A 17,635-nucleotide genomic window follows, 5' to 3' on the forward strand; every position below is an offset into this window, starting at 1 on the left:
TAAGGTTAAAATTGAGGTTTCGAATTTAGTGAAATCTTTGATTTTAGCCTAATGTATTTACGTTATTTAAATCTTCGAAGGCTTTTACTAATCTATTAACGAAAGTTTCTTCACCTTTTCTAATCCAAACTCTTGGGTCATAGAATTTTTTGTTTGGTTTTTCTTCACCTTCTGGATTACCAATTTGAGTTCTTAAATATTCGATGTTAGAATTCATGTAATCTCTAATTCCTTCTGTGTAAGCAAACTGAAGGTCTGTATCGATGTTCATTTTGATAACACCATAAGAAATCGCTTCTCTAATTTCTTCTAATGTAGAACCAGAACCACCGTGGAATACGAAATTTACTGGTTTTTCAGAAGTTCCGAATTTTTCTTGTACATATTTTTGAGAATTGTCTAAGATTTTCGGAGTTAATTTTACGTTTCCTGGTTTGTAAACACCGTGAACGTTACCAAAAGCTGCAGCGATGGTAAATTCTGGAGAAATCGCTTTTAATCTTTCGTAAGCGTAAGCTACTTCGTCTGGCTGAGTGTACAATTTAGAAGAATCTACATCTGAGTTGTCTACACCATCTTCTTCGCCACCAGTTACACCTAATTCTATTTCTAGAGTCATGCCCATTTTAGCCATTCTTTCGAAATATTTAGTAGAAATATCTAAATTTTCTTCGATAGGTTCTTCTGATAAATCTAGCATGTGAGAAGAGAATAATGATTTACCATAAGCTTTGAAGTGTTCTTCGCTTGCGTCTAATAACCCATCAATCCAAGGAAGTAATTTTTTAGCACAGTGGTCTGTGTGAAGAATTACGGTAGCTCCATAAGCTTCTGCAAGGGTATGAATATGTCTAGCTCCTGCAATTCCTCCTAGGATTGCAGATTTTTGATTTTCAGTACTAAGGCTTTTTCCTGCGTTAAATGCAGCTCCTCCGTTTGAAAACTGAATAATTACTGGAGCGTTTAATTTAACTGCTGTTTCCATAGTAGCGTTTATGTTGCTAGAACCTACTACGTTTACTGCAGGAAGTGCGTAATTATTTTCTTTTGCGTGTGCAAAAATTTCTGATACTAATGAACCTGTGGCAACACCTGCCGGAAATTTTCTGCTCATTTTTCTTTTGTTTTATTATTGATTATTAAATGTAAATTTCGAAATGTAAATTTAGTGAATTTTATGCTATTAATACTAATTTCTTTTGTCTTTCCCCCACAGCAATTTCTGCCTTAAAGTTTTGAAAAAGCTCAAGTCTTTTGGGTGCATTAAGATCAGCTGGAAGTCGGCTTTTTTTACCGTAATCACATCATCATTTTTCATGTGATAGAGTCTAGAATCTAGAGAAAGAGAATATTGTGGAACTCTGCTTTCTACTTTTAAGGTAATTTCTATATCGTCTCTTAAAACAATTGGTCTCACGTTAAGGTTGTGAGGCGCAATTGGCGTAAGCGAAAGAATTCCGTTTCCTGGCGAAATAATAGGACCACCACAACTCAGTGAGTATGCGGTAGAACCAGTAGGTGTAGAAATAATTAAACCATCTCCCCAATAATACGTAAGAAATTGGTCGTTAATATGCGTTTCTATCGTAATCATAGAAGTGGTTTCGTTTCTAGAAACGCTCAAATCATTTAGTGCATACGGAAAATCAATAGGAGTACCAGAAGAAGTAACGTGCAAAACGCTTCTTTTGCTCAAATTCATTTCTTTGGTGATGATTTCGTCTATATGACTGAAGATTTCGTCTTTAGAAAAACTTGCCAAAAACCCTAATCTACCCGTGTTTACACCGATGATGGGAATTTCTAATTCTTTGATAAAGTTCAAGGCATTTAGAATGGTTCCGTCTCCACCAAAACTGAAGAAAAAATCTATTTTTTCTTGTTTTACATCTTCGTAGTTAGAAAAAGTGGAAAACTCTTTAGAAAATTCTAAATCTTTGAAGAGCTGTTCATATATAATAGCTTTTACACCTCTTTTGTTAAGTTCTGATATAAACTTACTTAAGTATAAAAATGTATCTAAGTCTTTTTTCTGTGAATAAATGGCAGCTTTCAAAATAAATCTTTTTATAAAATCAAAAATACATTAAAATTCTAAATATTTTTGAAAATATTGATATCGGTCTTTGATGAGTTCTTCTTTTTCGTCGTTGTAAAATTTATGAACTACGTGATAACCAAATCGGTCGAAGGTTTCGTCTATGGAACTTAAATTATCATGATTAATTTTCATGGTAACTTGTATTACATCATCATTTACATGACTGATGAATGCTCCGTAAAATTTAGAATTGTTGCTTTCTACAATTTTGGCAATTTCAGTCATCGAAAACGATTTTAAGTTGGTTTCTACCGTTAAAACCGCTCCGTTTTCAGAAAATAAAGGATATTTCGACAGTTCATTAAAAACATCATCGTAAGCAATGTATCCTAGATATTCTTCATTTTTATTGATAATAGGAATAATATTAGCATTAAAAGTATAGAATAATTTTACAGTATCTAATACGGTTCCGCCTTCTAAAATAGCAAAACGTTCGATGTGAATAAGAAGTTCTTCTAAATTTTTATCTGGATTTTCTTCCAAAAATTCTTTGCAGATTCCTCCCAAAAAAAGATTGTTTTTTTGCACAAAAACATGGGTGAAACCAAATTCCGAGGCTATTTCTAGTGCTTCTTCTGCTGATGAATCAACTTCAAAAGCGGGAAAATCTTTGGATATGTATTCAGAAATTAACATGTTGCAAAGGTAATTAATTCTTATCAATCAGCTAAATGACGGAAATCATAAAAATTTTTCAAACATTTTTGAATTTTACTGAAAAAAAATTTTATCTTTGTCACCTTTCATTTTTACTTTTTATTAGATTTATTTCAAACTGCATTGCTTCCTAAGGGGTTATGCAGTTTTTTTATGTAAAAAATCCTAGCTTTTTTTCTTTCTCAGAAAAATTAATCCTCCCAGAATAATTGCACCGCCTATTCCTTGTAAAAAAGTAAAACTTTCTCCGTCTATGATTCCCCAAGCTACCGCTACAATTGGCATTAATAAAGTTACGGTAGACGCAAATAGCGGATTAGAAACGCTCATTAATCTATATTGTAACATCATGGCTAGTCCAGTTCCGAAGATGGATAAAGTCGCTACAAATCCTAATCCTATCATGTTTTCTCTTGTAAAAGAAAACTCGTGAAAGAAATTTGAGAAATATAAAGCCAATAAAGACGGTAAAAACAAGACGTAGAAAAATACAAATGAGGACAGAAGTTTTGCAGGAATATGCGTGAGTTTTGCGCCAACTGTAGTCACGCTTACAGCGTACAAGAAAGCAGCAAAAAGTAATAATCCTATGTAAAATAAGTGTTCTGTATTATTGTCATGTCCTGAATTCATCAATAAAATCACTCCAAAAAAACTGATGACAATTCCTATAATTTGTCGAGGAGTGGTTTTGGTTTTCCAAAATGCTGCACCTACCAAAATAACAAAAAGTGGCATCGTAGAATTGATAATTCCTGCAATACTGCTGCTGACTTTGGTTTCCGCAATAGGGAATAAGAACATAGGAATAAAATTTCCACAAAGTGCAGCAATAATGAACCATTTTAGATGTGATTTAGGGAATTTTTTGATGTTCAATAAAGCAATCGGCGAGAGTAAAACCCCAGAAATAAGAACTCTTAGCGCTCCTACTTGATACGGATTAAAATGTTCTAGCGATTTTTTTATCAAAATAAATGAAGAGCCCCAAATCAGAGAGAGCAATACCAATAAAATCCATTTTTCTTTTTCAGGGTTCATATTTTTTTTATTTTTTGGGCGCCAATTTCCTCGTACCGCTCTCGCTTTTTTAAAATTTGTTAATTTTAAAAAGAGCTCCGCTCAACTCGGGGCGCAATTTCTTTATCATTTTACGTTCTCGTCTGAGAAATTTTGTTTTAAAGTTTTCAGAAACTCTCTTTTAGGAATTTCTTTAGCACCTAAAGAAGCTAAATGTTCAGTGTAAATTTGGCAATCAATCAGCTCATACTGATTTTTATATTTTTCTACAAAATAAATAAAACCCGCTTTACTTGCATTGCTCACTTTGGCAAACATGCTTTCTCCACAGAAGATATGACCTAAATCTACACCATATAAACCGCCCACTAACACATCATTTTCCCAAACTTCTACGCTTTTGGTTTTGCCATAACGATGCAGAGTGCTATAAGATTTTATCATTTCATCGGTAATCCATGTTCCGTCTTGTCCTTTTCTTTCTGCGGCTTGGCAATTTTTCATCACTTCTTCGAAACATTTATTTTCGGTAAAAGTAAATTTCCCTTCTCGCAGAATTTTCTTCATGGATTTAGAAATTTTCAAATCTTCTGGAAATAATACGAATCTAGGATCAGGACACCACCACAAAATATCATCTTCGGGATTAAACCACGGGAAAATCCCGTTCTGATAAGCAAACCAGATTCTTTCTGGAGATAAATCTCCGCCCATTGCCAATAATCCTCCTTCAAAATCATACAAAGCAGGGTCTGGAAAAGCAATTTCTTCGGAATCTAGTAGAAACATATCTTATTTTAAAAACGAAATCCCACTTATTAAAGTAGGATTTCAAATGTATAAAATTTCTATTATTTTAGAAAGGTAAATCGTCATCACCTTCGTCTGCGAAAGGATTTTCGTTTGTTGTAGCTGGAGTAGCTGCAGTAGATGGGGCAGCGTAAGTAGGTTGAGCGCCGTTATCTGCTACTTTTTCTAATCTCCAAGCCGTAATAGAGTTGAAATATTTTACTTCACCTTGTGGGTTAGTCCACTCTCTACCTCTAATATTGATTCCTAATTTTACAGTTTCGCCTTCAGAAACATTATCTAATAAATTAATTTTATCTGATAAAAATTCTATTGAAATAGGCTGAGGATATTGTTCTTGAGTCAATAAAACCATTTCTCTTTTTTGAAAACCACTTGCAAAAGTCTGGGTATCAAATATTTTCTTAACCGTTCCTTGTAATTCCATATCTATTAATCTTAAAGTTGTAAAAGTAATAAAAACAGAAACAATAATCTAATTTCTAAGTTTTTTTTTCAAAAAATAAAAATTTTCAAAAAAAAGTTGTGAACATTAGGAAAAAGTTTCTATATTTGCACTCACAAAAAACGAACAAAGTTCTTTAAATACTAGCGGATGTGGTGTAATTGGTAGCCACGCCAGACTTAGGATCTGGTGCCGTGAGGCGTGGGGGTTCGAGTCCCTTCATCCGCACACGAAATAGAAATGCGAAAATAGCTCAGCTGGTAGAGCACAACCTTGCCAAGGTTGGGGTCGCGGGTTCGAATCCCGTTTTTCGCTCTCCATTTTGCCCTGGTGGTGGAACTGGTAGACACGCAGGACTTAAAATCCTGTGTCCGCAAGGACGTACGGGTTCAAGTCCCGTCTGGGGTACATTAAGAAGCCTTCTCATTTGAGAAGGCTTTTTTGTTTTTAATATTTTGAAAAATTTATTTTTTCTTAAAAGAATAAAGATAAGGCGCCTTATTTGCAGAACCGCTAAAAAGTTTTTCGTGTCTGTCTAATATATTTAAGCTGAGCATTTTACGCTGAAAGTTGTTTCTTCTGAATTTTTCTCCCAAGATGGCTTCATACAGATTTTGCAAATCTTTCATGGTGAATTTTTCTGGTAGCAGGTTGCTTCCTACAATGTCATAATCTAGCGTTTTTCTAAGATGTTCTAAGCCTTTTTCGATGATTTCTTTATGGTCAAAAGCCATCTCTGGTAAATCATGTACATCAAACCAAGCGCAAGTTTCATTGAACGCATCTGGGAAGGTATGAGATAAGGTGTAGTCTATCAATGCATAATAACCTACAGTTACAAATCTTTTATTAATCCAGTGGTCTTTATCTATTTCTATTCCTTTGTTAGCTAATAATTGACGGTGCGGATTGTTTTTTTCGGTTCTGTCTATTCCTCCAAATGCATAGAACTGTTGCAAATACACGTCTTCTAAATGAGTTCTTTCATATAAAATTCTGTGTGCGGCATCGTCTAGATGTTCATCTTCGAAGATGAAACCTCCAGGAATCGCCCAAAGATTGAGTTCGTGATATTTAAGCAATAAAATTTTTAAAGAATTGTCGTGAAAGCCAAAGATTGCACAGTCTACAGATAATTGATTAATAAAGTTTTTGGTATCAATCAATTCTTGTAGGGTCATCTTATTTTTGGAGTCGTCAAGTTTCATGATCATTTTTATTTATAGACATTCTTTCTTTGATGGAAAATAAAGAAGAAAGTATCAGTATCAAAATTAAGGGAATTGAAGCAAATAACAAGTAATAATTTGCTAAATTTTTTTGAAAAATATATGCAGTGCTTATTGAGCCTATAGAACCGCCTAAAGAAGTGAACAAAATGATGAAGGAAACCATTCTGCTTATTTTTTTCTCGGGGTAGTTGCCTAGGAACTTAGAGTTTAGCATAGGATAAAGTGGCGCAATAAAAAAACCAATCAGTGGAAAAATAAACATTAATATCTTTATTTTTAAATCGCTTTCTTGCCCTATAAAAAATGCTGAACTGATGAGAATAATCCCGGAAATTAAACTGGTGTAAAAGATTTTCATGGGGCTAAACCTATGAATGAGTTTTGAAGCTATTATTCTCCCTAAAAATGAGAAGAACGCCAGTAATGCAGAAGATTGTAGCGCAAAAAAAGAAGAAGAATTGAGGGATTTTTTATAAAAAGTAGGAAGCCACGAGTTGAATATTTGTTCAGCAAAAATAATGAGTGATATAATAGCCAAAAATAGTAAAGAACTTTTGTTCAGTAATATTGTAAAGTCGATTTTTGATTTTTTTACGGGAATGGGTTCAGAATTTTTATGAGTGTGGTGATGTCTTATAATTTGTATGCCTGTCCACAACGAAATAAATCCTACCAACCAAAATCCAAATCTCCAAAATTCTTGATAATCACTGCTCAGAATAAGCGCAAATTCCATGTTTACAATGAAAATCCCGAGCATAAAAGCAGCTTCTGTTCGGCTCATCGTTATAGAAAATTCTTTTTCAGTTTCTGTTGTGTTTTTGATGATGCTAAACACACAGATTTTACCAATAGAAAATGAAATTCCGATAAGAATGAACCATATTTTTAAAAACCAAAATTCGGTAAGAAAAGGGATGCTAAAGCTACAGACGGTACAAATAAATAATGCAAATGCTAATGAAAGGTAGTAACTCTTTTTTTTAATATAATCTACCAAAAAAATAGAAACCAAAGCTATGGGAATATCCTTGAAAAATTCTAAAATTCCTAATCCTGTATAAGTATGCTGAGCGTTTTGAGAGAGCTGTAATATGATAATGCTCATGGAATTAAGGAGCATAGAAAAGACTATGAAACTTAACATTAAGCTTATATTAAGCGATTTATTTTTCTTGTTTATTAACATAATGTTAAAAGTTGGCTCAATTTTTAGTTAAAATTTTTTTGAAAAAATAAGAGGTTTTACTCCTAAAAAGAGATTTTGACCACTCCAAAAGTATCTCAAATAAACGAAAAATTAAAATTATTAAGAAATTATTTTTTTCTTAACTAAATTCTTTTAAATTTATTGTCTCAAAATGAGATAAAAAATATATTATGAACATGAATATTAAAAAAGGGTTAGGACTGATAGCAGTTCTTTATTTCACCTCAAGTTTTCAGGCTCAAATTAAAAGTGATTCTTCAGCTATAAAAGAGAAGAAAATAGATGAGGTGGTTCTGATTGGTTATGGTTCTGTAAAAAAGAAAAATGCAACCAGTGCAATTGAAAACATTAAAGCAGATGTTTTTGAAGACAGACCAATTTATAACGTGACGCAAGCTTTGCAAGGAACAGCAGCGGGTGTAAGTGTAGTACAAAACTCGGGTAAACCAGGGCAGGCTTTAAATATTAAAATTAGAGGGAATAACTCAATTTCTTCTGGTGTAGATCCACTTTATGTAGTAGATGGAATTCAGACTAAGGATATTAGTGGTATTAACCCAGATGACATTGTAGATATTACCGTTCTTAAAGATGCGACGTCTGCAGCAATCTATGGGATTAGCGGCTCTTCAGGAGTTGTAATTGTAACAACAAAAAGAGCTAAAGCCAATAAGCCACAGTTAAACTTTAATGCTTATTGGGGAGTTTCAAATAAAGTAGATAACGTTGATGTTCTTAATCTAGAACAATATAAAGCTTTAATATCAGAAATTAATCCTGCTTGGTTAAATACAATCAATGATCCAATGTATGCAGGGATTAATACAGATTGGGTTAAAAAGGTATATACTACTGGATTTGACCAAAACTACAATGTAAACTATGCTTTTGGTAATGAGAATGTTAGAGCTTATACCGCTTTAGGATATCAAAATATTGCAGGAATTGTATCTCCATCTGATTTTGGAAGAACCTCTGCAAAAGTAAATTTAGATGCAAAAGTAACGAATTGGCTTAAGGTAACATCTAGTTTAAATTATATTAACACAAACTCAAAAAATACAGCAGATAACAATGCGGGAGCACAAGGTGGGGTAATTTTATCAGCCTTAACTACACCAACTTTTATGCCTGCATATGGAAGTGAAGTGAAAGTTAGACCTACTGACAGTTCTGGAAATTATTTGAACGGGTACAAAGATGGGCAGTTTGCTCTAAACCCTTTTACGGGTGGTTGGGAAAATCCAGTTTCTTTTATGAACAGAGAATCAGACAAAACACATACACAGAGATTTTTATCAAATTTAGGAATTGAAGTGAATATCCTTAAAAATTTAGTTTGGAAATCTGCAGCATCATTAGATTATATTAACTCAACAAATGATAAATTCCTAGACCCTTATCGTTCAGAATGGGGAAGACAACAAAAAGGTAGTGGTTCTAAAAATGATTTAACTTTCCGTGATTTTAATTTTGAGAACACATTAAATTATACTCTTAAATCTGGTAATCATGACCTTGGTGTATTGGCAGGTATTCAAATGCATGAAAGAATGAATAGTGGTCAATACTATTGGGGAAGCCAATTTGCAGATCCAATGCAATCTTCGTTTGTTTATGATGAAACAAATCCTTCTCATGGAGAAATATTTAGAAAAGATATTTTAAAAGAATTATCATTCTTTGGAAGATTAGTTTACACACTAAATAATAAATATACAGTTATGGCTGTTTTCCGTGAAAATGGAAGTTCAGCGCTTCATCCAGATAAAAGATGGGGTTTCTTCCCGGGAGTTTCTGCTTCATGGAATATTTCAAATGAAAACTTCCTTCAAGACAATTCTACGATATCTGAATTTAAAATCAGAGGAGGTTGGGGTAAAGCAGGTAATGCCTCAGGAATACCAGCCTATGCTTACTATAACTTAGAAAGGCTTAATAAGGATGGGGGTGCATGGTCTCCTTACCAGACTGGTAGTGACGTATCTTGGGAAACCACTACAGATACTAACTTTGGTGTAGATTTAGGATTTTTAAATAACAGAATTAAGTTAACTGCAGATTTCTATAAAAGAAAAACAGACGATTTGATTATGTCAATACCGATTGGGCTTGGAATTCCTGATGTTTTAAGAAATGTAGGTTCAATGGAAAATAAAGGGATGGAGTTTACTTTGAATACAGTTAACTTTAAAAACACTGATTTTTCTTGGAATACCAACTTTAACATATCATTTAATAAGTCGAAAGTTTTGGAATTGAAGTATGTACCTGTTCTTGATAAGGCAGGAATACCAAGTGCTGGTAATTTAGTAAGATTTGCAGCAGACCAACCAATAAGTTCTTTCTATGGATATAAATATGGTGGAGTAGATTCTAATACAGGAGAAATTATTTATAAAGATTTGGACGGAAACGGAATGTTAAGTGCAGGTGATAGAACTTTTATTGGTGATCCAAACCCTGACTTTACTTTCGGTTTTACCAATAACTTTACCTATAAAAATTGGTATATGGATCTTTTAGTAACGGGATCTCAAGGAGGTGATATTTATAACGCTTCTCGTTTTGAACTAGAAATGATGGATGATCACAAAAACCAATCAACTATAGTACTTAATAGATGGACTACCCCAGGTGATATTACAAATGTACCTAAAGCTAATGCTCAAAATGCTAAATTAGTATCAGACAGATTTATTGAAGATGGATCATATATAAAATTAAAGAGTGTTACTTTGGGGTATAATTTTGCTCAACCGTTTAAGGGTGTAACTAAACTTAATGTTTATGTAACAGGTCAAAACTTATATACATGGACTAATTATTCAGGATTTGATCCAGAAGTGAATGCTTTTGCTACAACAAATGGTGTTTTAGGTATTGATTACGGAACTTATCCACAAGTAAGAACATTTGTATTCGGTTTAAAAGCTAATTTCTAATCATCAAAAATTATCAATTATGAAACTAAATAAAAGAATATTAAACAAAGGTTTATATTTTATACTATTGGGAGCTGGTCTTAGTTTAGGAACAGTCTCTTGTTCAGATTATCTAGATACAGAGCCCATAACAGACAGACCTGTCGAGGTTAGTGAAACGCCTTATACGAAAGCTTCTGAAGCTGAAGATCTAATGAAAACCATGTATGTTGGTCCAGGGTTTGGGCATTCCAACTATTGGCAATTAGATTATTTTGCGAATGGATCTATGCAAACTGATGAAGCATACGTAAGTGGGGATAATCAAGATAACAGACAACAAGCAGAGTACAGAATTTTATCTACTAACGGAAATGTTAAAAGAAACTGGGAAGCTATTTATGAATTAATTAATAACTGTAATAAAGTTCTTAATTTTGTAGATGGAATTAAAGACCATGCTTTAACTGCAGAACGTAAAGCAGAAATGAAAGCTGAAGCTGCTATTGTAAGAGCGTTGTATTATTTTCATGCGGTTCAATTATGGGGTGATGTTCCATTAGTGACCAAATCAGTTACTTCTGTTACTTCAGAGAATTTTGATGAAGTATATAGCCAAATTTATCCTGCAAGAAAGACAAAAGAAGAGGTTTACTCTTTTATAATATCAGATTTAGAAGGTGCTCTAGCTGCAGCTCCTAATGCTTCAGTAAGTAAATACAGAGCAACAAAAGGAGTAGCCCATGCATTATTGGCAAAAGTTTATGCAACAAAGCCAAACCCAGATTACAATAAAGTAATCCAGCATGTAGATCAACTGGCAGGTGATTACAGTTTATTGCCAGACTACAATCAATTATTTGACGGAAACCACAATGCTAATGTAGAATCTATATTAGAAATTAATTCAGATGCAAGTAATATCTGGTGGTGGGGAACAGGTATGTTTATTGGTGATGGATGGCAAAGATTTAATTTACCGACTCATGATTTAGTAAACGCTTTTAATGCACAAAATGATAATATTAGAAAAACAAACTCTATAAAGTTTGATATAGGAGTTAGCGATGCTTATTGGACTGACAAAAATAACTATCCATTTGCATACAAACAAAGAATACAAGATGGCACCCAACATATATATATTCTTAGATATGCAGACTTACTATTATTAAAAGCAGAAGCTAAAGTGAAATTAGGAGACTTTACTGGGGCGGCAGCTTTAGTAAACCAAGTAAGAGGTAGAGTAAGTTTAAACCCTATTACTATCACAAGTGAAACCGATGGTATTAACAAAATCCTTAAAGAAAGATTGCTAGAGTTGGCATTTGAAGGGCAACGTTGGTTTGATCTTAAGAGAACAGGTAAAGCTTTAGAAGTTATTAAAGCCAGAACTGATGGAAAAGGTAACAAGTTAGGTTATGTTAATAATCTTACAGAACAAAGATTACTTTGGCCAGTTCCTCAATCTCAGTTAGATAAAAACCCTAATTTAACTCAAAACCCTGGTTATTAATCTTATATCAAATTAGAATTTATATAACCTTATTCTAAAAAAATTGCTGCGCATTTTATCGTGCAGCAGTTTTTTTGAATATCAAAAATAAATGTTATGGTTCTAAAAAAAATGATCCCCGCCTTAGTTTTAGGCTCTATAGCTTCTCTTATCTCATGTAATTCTTTTACAAAAGTAGAAGCTCCACAAACAATAGAATATTGGCAAACTAATGCTGATGAAACTTTAAAACTTCAAAAACAAAACAATCTTGTTTTTGATAATCCACAAAATAATTTCCAAAACATTCTCATCAATCCTTCAGAAAAATTCCAAACCGTAGATGGTTTTGGGTATACTCTTACCGGAGGAAGCGTAGAGGTAATCAATCAATTATCTCCAGCGAAGAAAAAAGAACTTCTTCAAGATATTTTCGGAAAATCAGAACAATCCATAGGCGTAAGTTATCTTAGATTAAGCATTGGTGCATCAGATCTTAACAGTTCTGTCTTTTCTTATGATGATGTTCCCGCAGGTCAAACAGACGAAGACCTGAGCGAATTCAGCTTAGCAAAAGACCAACCAGTGATTGATATGTTAAAAGAAATTTTAGCCATTAATCCAGATATTAAAATTATTGGCGCACCTTGGTCACCACCAGTTTGGATGAAGGACAACGGAAATAGCATAGGAGGAAGCCTGAAAACTGAATACTATCAAGTTTATGCAGAATATTTCGTGAAATATATTCAGGAAATGAATAAAAATGGAATCACCATTGACGCCATTACTCCTCAAAACGAACCATTGCATCCTGGGAATAACCCAAGTATGTATATGACCGCAGAACAGCAAAGAGATTTCATAAAAAACAATTTAGGTCATGCTTTTAGAGCAGCAAATATTTCTACTAAAATCGTTTTGTACGACCATAATTGTGATAAACCCGAATATCCTATTACAATTCTCCAAGACCCAGAAGCTGCACAATATGTAGACGGATCAGCGTTTCACCTTTATGCGGGAGATGTTTCAGCTCTTGGTGTTGTAAAGAACGCTTTTCCAAATAAAAATCTGTATTTCACAGAACAATGGACGGGTTCTACAGGAACTTTTGCAGGAGACTTTATTTGGCATACCAAAAATGTAATCATTGGAACCATGAGAAATTGGAGCAAAATTGCATTAGAATGGAATTTAGCAAATGACGCACAATTCCAACCTTTTACTCCAGGTGGATGTACCCAATGTAAAGGAGCAATTACCATCAATTCTTCAGAATCTTACACTAAAAATGTAGCGTATTACATCATTGCTCATGCTTCTAAATTTGTACCTCAAAATTCACAAAGAATAGGTTCTACACAAGTAGGAAATTTAAGTACACTAGCGTTTAAAACACCAGAAGGCAAAATAGCTTTAATCGTTTTAAATGAAGGAGCAGAAGTTGAAAATTTTAATATTAACTTTGATGGTAAATCTGTAGCAGCATCATTGCCATCTAATTCAGTGGCTACCTACACTTTTTAAATATAAAATTTATGAAAAAAATATTCCTTTCAATTTTTTTAGCAGGATTGGGAATAACTGTTTCTGCACAGAAATCAATCGACCAAAAAGTTACAGAGCTGATGGCGAAAATGACTTTGGAAGAAAAAATAGGACAGCTCAATCAGTATAATGATGATATTACAGCAACTGGTCCTATTACGAAAGATGCAGACAAAGCTGGTCAAGTTCGTGTAGGGAAACTAGGCTCTATTCTAAATGCTATCGGTGCTAAAAACACTAAGAACTGGCAAGACCAAGCCATGCAGTCTCGTCTTAAAATTCCTTTACTTTTTGGGCAAGATGTTATTCATGGTTTTAGAACTACTTTTCCTATTCCGTTAGGCGAAACCGCTACTTGGGATATGAATTTAATTGAGAAATCTGCAAGAATTGCCGCTATTGAAGCTTCAGCTTATGGAATTCATTGGACTTTTGCACCAATGGTAGATATAGGAAGAGATCCAAGATGGGGCAGAGTAATGGAAGGAGCAGGTGAAGATACGTACTTAGGAACATTGGTAGGAAAAGCTAGAGTAAAAGGTTTTCAAGGAAATGGCTTAGGAAATAAAGATGCAGTAATGGCTTGCGCTAAACATTTTGCAGCTTATGGAGCTGCTGTTGGCGGAAGAGATTACAATTCTGTAGATATGAGCCTTAGACAGTTGCACGAAACGTATTTGCCACCTTTCAAAGCGGTGTCTGATATGGGAGTAGCCACTTTTATGAATTCATTTAATGATATCAATGGAATTCCTGCCACTGGAAATAAATACATTCAAAGAGACTTATTAAAAGGTGTTTGGAATTTCCAAGGATTTGTGGTTTCTGACTGGGGAAGCATTGGCGAAATGATTCCTCACGGTTTTGCTAAAGACAATAAAGAAGCTGCCTTGAAAGCAATTTTGGCAGGTAGTGACATGGATATGGAGAGCCGTTCTTATACCAATCATTTAGCAGAATTGGTAAAAGAAGGGAAAGTAGATATTCAATTAATAGATGATGCGGTTCGCAGAATTTTGACTAAAAAATATGAACTTGGACTTTTTGATGACCCTTATCGTTTCATCAATGAAAAGAGAGAAAAAGAACAAGCCAATAATCCAGAACACAGAAAATTTGCAAGAGAAATTGGTGCAAAAAGTATTGTTTTACTAAAAAATGAAAATCAATTATTACCACTTTCTCCAACTACTAAAAAAGTGGCCATTATTGGTCCATTTGCGAAAGCTACAGTAGAAAATCACGGTTTTTGGTCTATTGCTTTTCCAGATGATAGCCAAAGAATTGTAACTCAGTTTGATGGAATTAAAGCTCAATTGGATAAAAATTCAGAATTGCTTTATGCTAAAGGATGTAACGCAAATGACAATGATAAATCTCTATTTGCAGAAGCGGTAGAAACTGCCAAGAAAGCAGACGTAGTGATTATGACTTTAGGCGAAGGTCACGCCATGAGTGGCGAAGCAAAAAGCCGAAGCAACATCCATTTTTCTGGCGTTCAAGAAGATTTATTAAAAGAAATTGCCAAAACAGGAAAACCAATTATATTAATGATTAATGCCGGTCGTCCTTTGGTTTTTGATTGGGCTTCAGAAAACATTCCTACCATTGTTTATACTTGGTGGTTAGGTACAGAAGCAGGAAACTCTATTGCAGATGTACTTTTCGGGAAAATAAATCCTGGAGGTAAATTGCCAATGACTTTTCCTAGAACTGAAGGTCAAATTCCTATTTATTACAATCATTACAATACAGGAAGACCTGCTAAAAATAATACAGACAGAAACTATGTTTCGGCGTATATTGACTTAGATAATGACCCAGCTTATCCATTCGGATTTGGCTTGAGTTACACTACATTTCAATATTCGGATGTAAACGTAAGTGCTACGCAACTGAAAGGCAACCAAACTTTGACGGCTTCAGTTACCCTCACCAATTCAGGAAATTATGACGGAGAAGAGGTGGTTCAGTTGTACATCAGAGATTTAGTAGGAAAAGTAGTTCGTCCTGTAAAAGAACTGAAAGGTTTTCAAAAAATATTCTTGAAAAAAGGAGAAAGCAAAACCGTTTCTTTTAACATTACACCAGAAGATTTAAAATTCTATGATGATGAACTCAATTTCGATTGGGAATCAGGAGAATTTGACATCATGATAGGAACCAATTCTGCTCAGGTACAAACCAAAAGAGTAAATTGGGAAAAATAACATCCTTAAAAAATTAACCTTATAAGAAATAAATCTTAAAGGAATTAAAATGAAAAAATCACTCAGCGTATTCTTATTAATGACCATTCAATTATTGATGGCGAATGTTTCTTTACCATACATTTTCTCAGACAATATGGTGTTGCAGAGAAATTCTAAAATTCCAGTTTGGGGTTTTGCATCACCTCATGAAAAAGTGTTGGTAAGTTTTAAAAATCAAACCAAATCCACTGTTGCTGACCAAAATGGCAATTGGAAAGTAGATTTAGACCAAGAAAAAGAAGGTGGTCCTTTTACATTGACGATTAAAGGAAATAATGAAATTGTTTTCAAAAATGTTTTGGTAGGAGATGTTTGGTTATGCAGCGGACAAAGCAATATGGAGTGGGCTCTCTCATCTTCTGAAGGTTATAAAGAGGAATTAAATCAAAAAGAGTTTCCGATTATTAGACATATTAAAGTTGAAAGAAAAATAAATTCTTTACCTCAAAATAACCTTGCAAAAACAGAATGGAATGTTGCGAATGCTTCTAATATTGGAGATTTTTCTGCAGTAGCCTATTTTTTTGCTAAAAAAATGTATCACGAGAGACAAGTTCCTATAGGAATCATTAATTCTTCTTGGGGCGGAACTGTAATTGAAGCTTGGATTCCTAAAAACGCATTCGAGCAATCGCCTTATTTCAAAGAAATGATTGCCAATATGCCACAAATAGACATAGAAAGTCTTCAACAGAAAAATTTCGAGGCTAAAACTGTTTTTTTTGAGAAAAAACTGAATGCTAAAATTGCAGATTTTAATCAAGAACAATTCTTGAGTGCAGATTATAACGCTTCTGTTTTAAAAGATTTATATGTTCCAAAAGCATGGGAACAACAAGGTTTCGAAGGTTTAGACGGAGTAGCTTGGGTTAGAAAAACAATCGTTCTTTCAGAGGAAGACCTTACTGGAAATGCAGTGCTGTATTTAGGAAAAATTGATGACGAAGACCTTACTTATTTTAATGGAAAATTAGTGGGACAAATGAAACAATGGTCAGATGATAGAATTTATACCATTCCGAAAGAAATTTTAAAGAAAGGAGAGAATATTATTGCAGTAAAGGTTAATGACACTGGTGGTGGCGGTGGTTTGTGGAGTAATGATGATGAGGTGAAATTAGTCACCGCTCAAAAAAGTATTCCATTGGCAGGAAATTGGAAATTTGCTGTAGAAAAAATTTATGCAGCCATTAATCAAAATGAATTTCCTTCTTTGATTTACAATACCATGATTCACCCGATTGAAGATTTTAGAATTTCTGGAATGCTTTGGTATCAAGGAGAATCTAATGCAGAGAGAGCATATGAATATAACCAAAGTTTCCCACTATTGATTAACAGTTGGAGACAGAGATTTGGAGAAAACTTACCTTTTTATTTCGTTCAATTAGCCACTTTTAACACTAAAGGCGACAGTAATGAAGGTTGCGATTGGTGTGAAGTACGAGATGCTCAACTGAATACTACCAAAATGAAAAACACTGGAATGGTAGTAACTACCGATGTAGGAAATCCGAATGATATTCACCCAAGAAATAAAAAAACAGTAGGAGAAAGATTGGCTAATTTAGCCTTAAATAATGGTCTGAAAAGCCCAATTTATCAAAAATCAACGGTAAAAGGAAATAAAATTACCATCAGTTTCAATACAAAAGAAAAATTAATTTCTAAAAATAATGAAATCTTAAAAGGTTTTGAAATTGCAGGAAATGACCAAAAATTCTATCCAGCAAAAGCAGAAATTAAGAAAAATAAAATTGTAGTTACATGCGAAAAGGTAAGCAATCCCGTTGCTGTAAGATATGGCTGGAAAGGAGATGACTCAGAAATTAATCTTTTCACCGAAAAAGGATTACCTATAGCGCCTTTTAGAACAGATTCTTTTAAACTTTCTACAGAAAACAAAAAATATCAGTTCGAGTTAAAATAATTTTC

13 protein-coding genes and 3 tRNA genes are annotated in these 17,635 nt (G+C 33.7%); 8 read left to right on the plus strand and 8 right to left on the minus strand.

The annotated features are described in order from the left end of the window. Positions 1 to 43 precede the first annotated feature (43 nt). The 6 genes from fbaA to EB819_RS11580 all read right to left on the minus strand — a co-directional run bounded on the left by fbaA (position 44) and on the right by EB819_RS11580 (position 5,018). On the minus strand, positions 44 to 1,114 hold the full coding sequence (fbaA, locus tag EB819_RS11555) for a class II fructose-bisphosphate aldolase (protein ID WP_069799754.1): 1,071 nt from the start codon (positions 1,112 to 1,114) through the stop codon (positions 44 to 46). Between the two features lie 75 nt (positions 1,115 to 1,189). Beyond that, positions 1,190 to 2,056 carry an NAD kinase gene (locus EB819_RS11560; protein WP_069799752.1) on the minus strand — a complete coding sequence of 289 codons (867 nt, stop codon included), beginning with the start codon at positions 2,054 to 2,056 and terminating at the stop codon, positions 1,190 to 1,192. A 30-nt stretch (positions 2,057 to 2,086) separates the two neighbouring features. After that, a complete protein-coding gene (locus EB819_RS11565) occupies positions 2,087 to 2,740 on the minus strand; it encodes a CBS domain-containing protein (protein ID WP_069799749.1) in 654 nt (217 codons plus the stop codon). A 186-nt stretch (positions 2,741 to 2,926) separates the two neighbouring features. Beyond that, complete coding sequence (locus tag EB819_RS11570; RefSeq protein ID WP_069799748.1) at positions 2,927 to 3,802, minus strand: DMT family transporter; 876 nt, start codon at positions 3,800 to 3,802, stop codon at positions 2,927 to 2,929. Positions 3,803 to 3,907: 105 nt separating this feature from the next. After that, the gene (gene aat / locus EB819_RS11575; protein WP_069799746.1) at positions 3,908 to 4,570 is read right to left on the minus strand and encodes a leucyl/phenylalanyl-tRNA--protein transferase; all 663 of its coding nucleotides are present in this window, start codon (positions 4,568 to 4,570) and stop codon (positions 3,908 to 3,910) included. Between the two features lie 67 nt (positions 4,571 to 4,637). Beyond that, a complete protein-coding gene (locus EB819_RS11580; RefSeq protein ID WP_069799744.1) occupies positions 4,638 to 5,018 on the minus strand; it encodes a DUF3127 domain-containing protein in 381 nt (126 codons plus the stop codon). Between the two features lie 164 nt (positions 5,019 to 5,182). Between EB819_RS11580 and EB819_RS11585 the strand changes: the two genes are divergently transcribed. The 3 genes from EB819_RS11585 (at position 5,183) to EB819_RS11595 (ending at position 5,444) form a co-directional block, all read left to right on the plus strand. Beyond that, a tRNA-Leu gene (locus EB819_RS11585) sits at positions 5,183 to 5,264 on the plus strand. A gap of 14 nt (positions 5,265 to 5,278) precedes the next feature. Further along, positions 5,279 to 5,351: transfer RNA gene (locus tag EB819_RS11590), tRNA-Gly, on the plus strand. Positions 5,352 to 5,360: 9 nt separating this feature from the next. Next, positions 5,361 to 5,444, plus strand: a tRNA-Leu gene (locus EB819_RS11595). Between the two features lie 56 nt (positions 5,445 to 5,500). Here the strand turns inward: EB819_RS11595 and EB819_RS11600 are convergent. Further along, a complete protein-coding gene (locus EB819_RS11600) occupies positions 5,501 to 6,244 on the minus strand; it encodes an NUDIX hydrolase (protein ID WP_069799958.1) in 744 nt (247 codons plus the stop codon). Continuing rightward, a complete protein-coding gene (locus EB819_RS11605; RefSeq protein WP_083250189.1) occupies positions 6,234 to 7,457 on the minus strand; it encodes an MFS transporter in 1,224 nt (407 codons plus the stop codon). The genes EB819_RS11600 and EB819_RS11605 overlap by 11 nt, the downstream gene beginning before the upstream one ends. A gap of 191 nt (positions 7,458 to 7,648) precedes the next feature. Here EB819_RS11605 and EB819_RS11610 point away from each other — a divergent pair, with 191 nt between their 5' ends. From EB819_RS11610 to EB819_RS11630, 5 genes are all read left to right on the plus strand, one after another. After that, positions 7,649 to 10,423 (plus strand): SusC/RagA family TonB-linked outer membrane protein, encoded by a 2,775-nt coding sequence (locus tag EB819_RS11610; protein WP_069799742.1) that lies wholly within the window; start codon positions 7,649 to 7,651, stop codon positions 10,421 to 10,423. Positions 10,424 to 10,490: 67 nt separating this feature from the next. After that, complete coding sequence (locus tag EB819_RS11615) at positions 10,491 to 11,918, plus strand: RagB/SusD family nutrient uptake outer membrane protein (protein WP_245993156.1); 1,428 nt, start codon at positions 10,491 to 10,493, stop codon at positions 11,916 to 11,918. A gap of 111 nt (positions 11,919 to 12,029) precedes the next feature. Next, positions 12,030 to 13,427, plus strand: a complete 1,398-nt coding sequence (locus EB819_RS11620) for a glycoside hydrolase family 30 protein (protein WP_245993157.1) — start codon at positions 12,030 to 12,032, stop codon at positions 13,425 to 13,427. Positions 13,428 to 13,438: 11 nt separating this feature from the next. Continuing rightward, positions 13,439 to 15,658 carry a beta-glucosidase BglX gene (gene bglX / locus EB819_RS11625; RefSeq protein WP_069799738.1) on the plus strand — a complete coding sequence of 740 codons (2,220 nt, stop codon included), beginning with the start codon at positions 13,439 to 13,441 and terminating at the stop codon, positions 15,656 to 15,658. A 49-nt stretch (positions 15,659 to 15,707) separates the two neighbouring features. Next, a complete protein-coding gene (locus tag EB819_RS11630; RefSeq protein ID WP_069799736.1) occupies positions 15,708 to 17,630 on the plus strand; it encodes a sialate O-acetylesterase in 1,923 nt (640 codons plus the stop codon). Positions 17,631 to 17,635: the final 5 nt, after the last annotated feature.

Source organism: Cloacibacterium normanense, assembly GCF_003860565.1.
GTDB lineage: Bacteria > Bacteroidota > Bacteroidia > Flavobacteriales > Weeksellaceae > Cloacibacterium > Cloacibacterium normanense.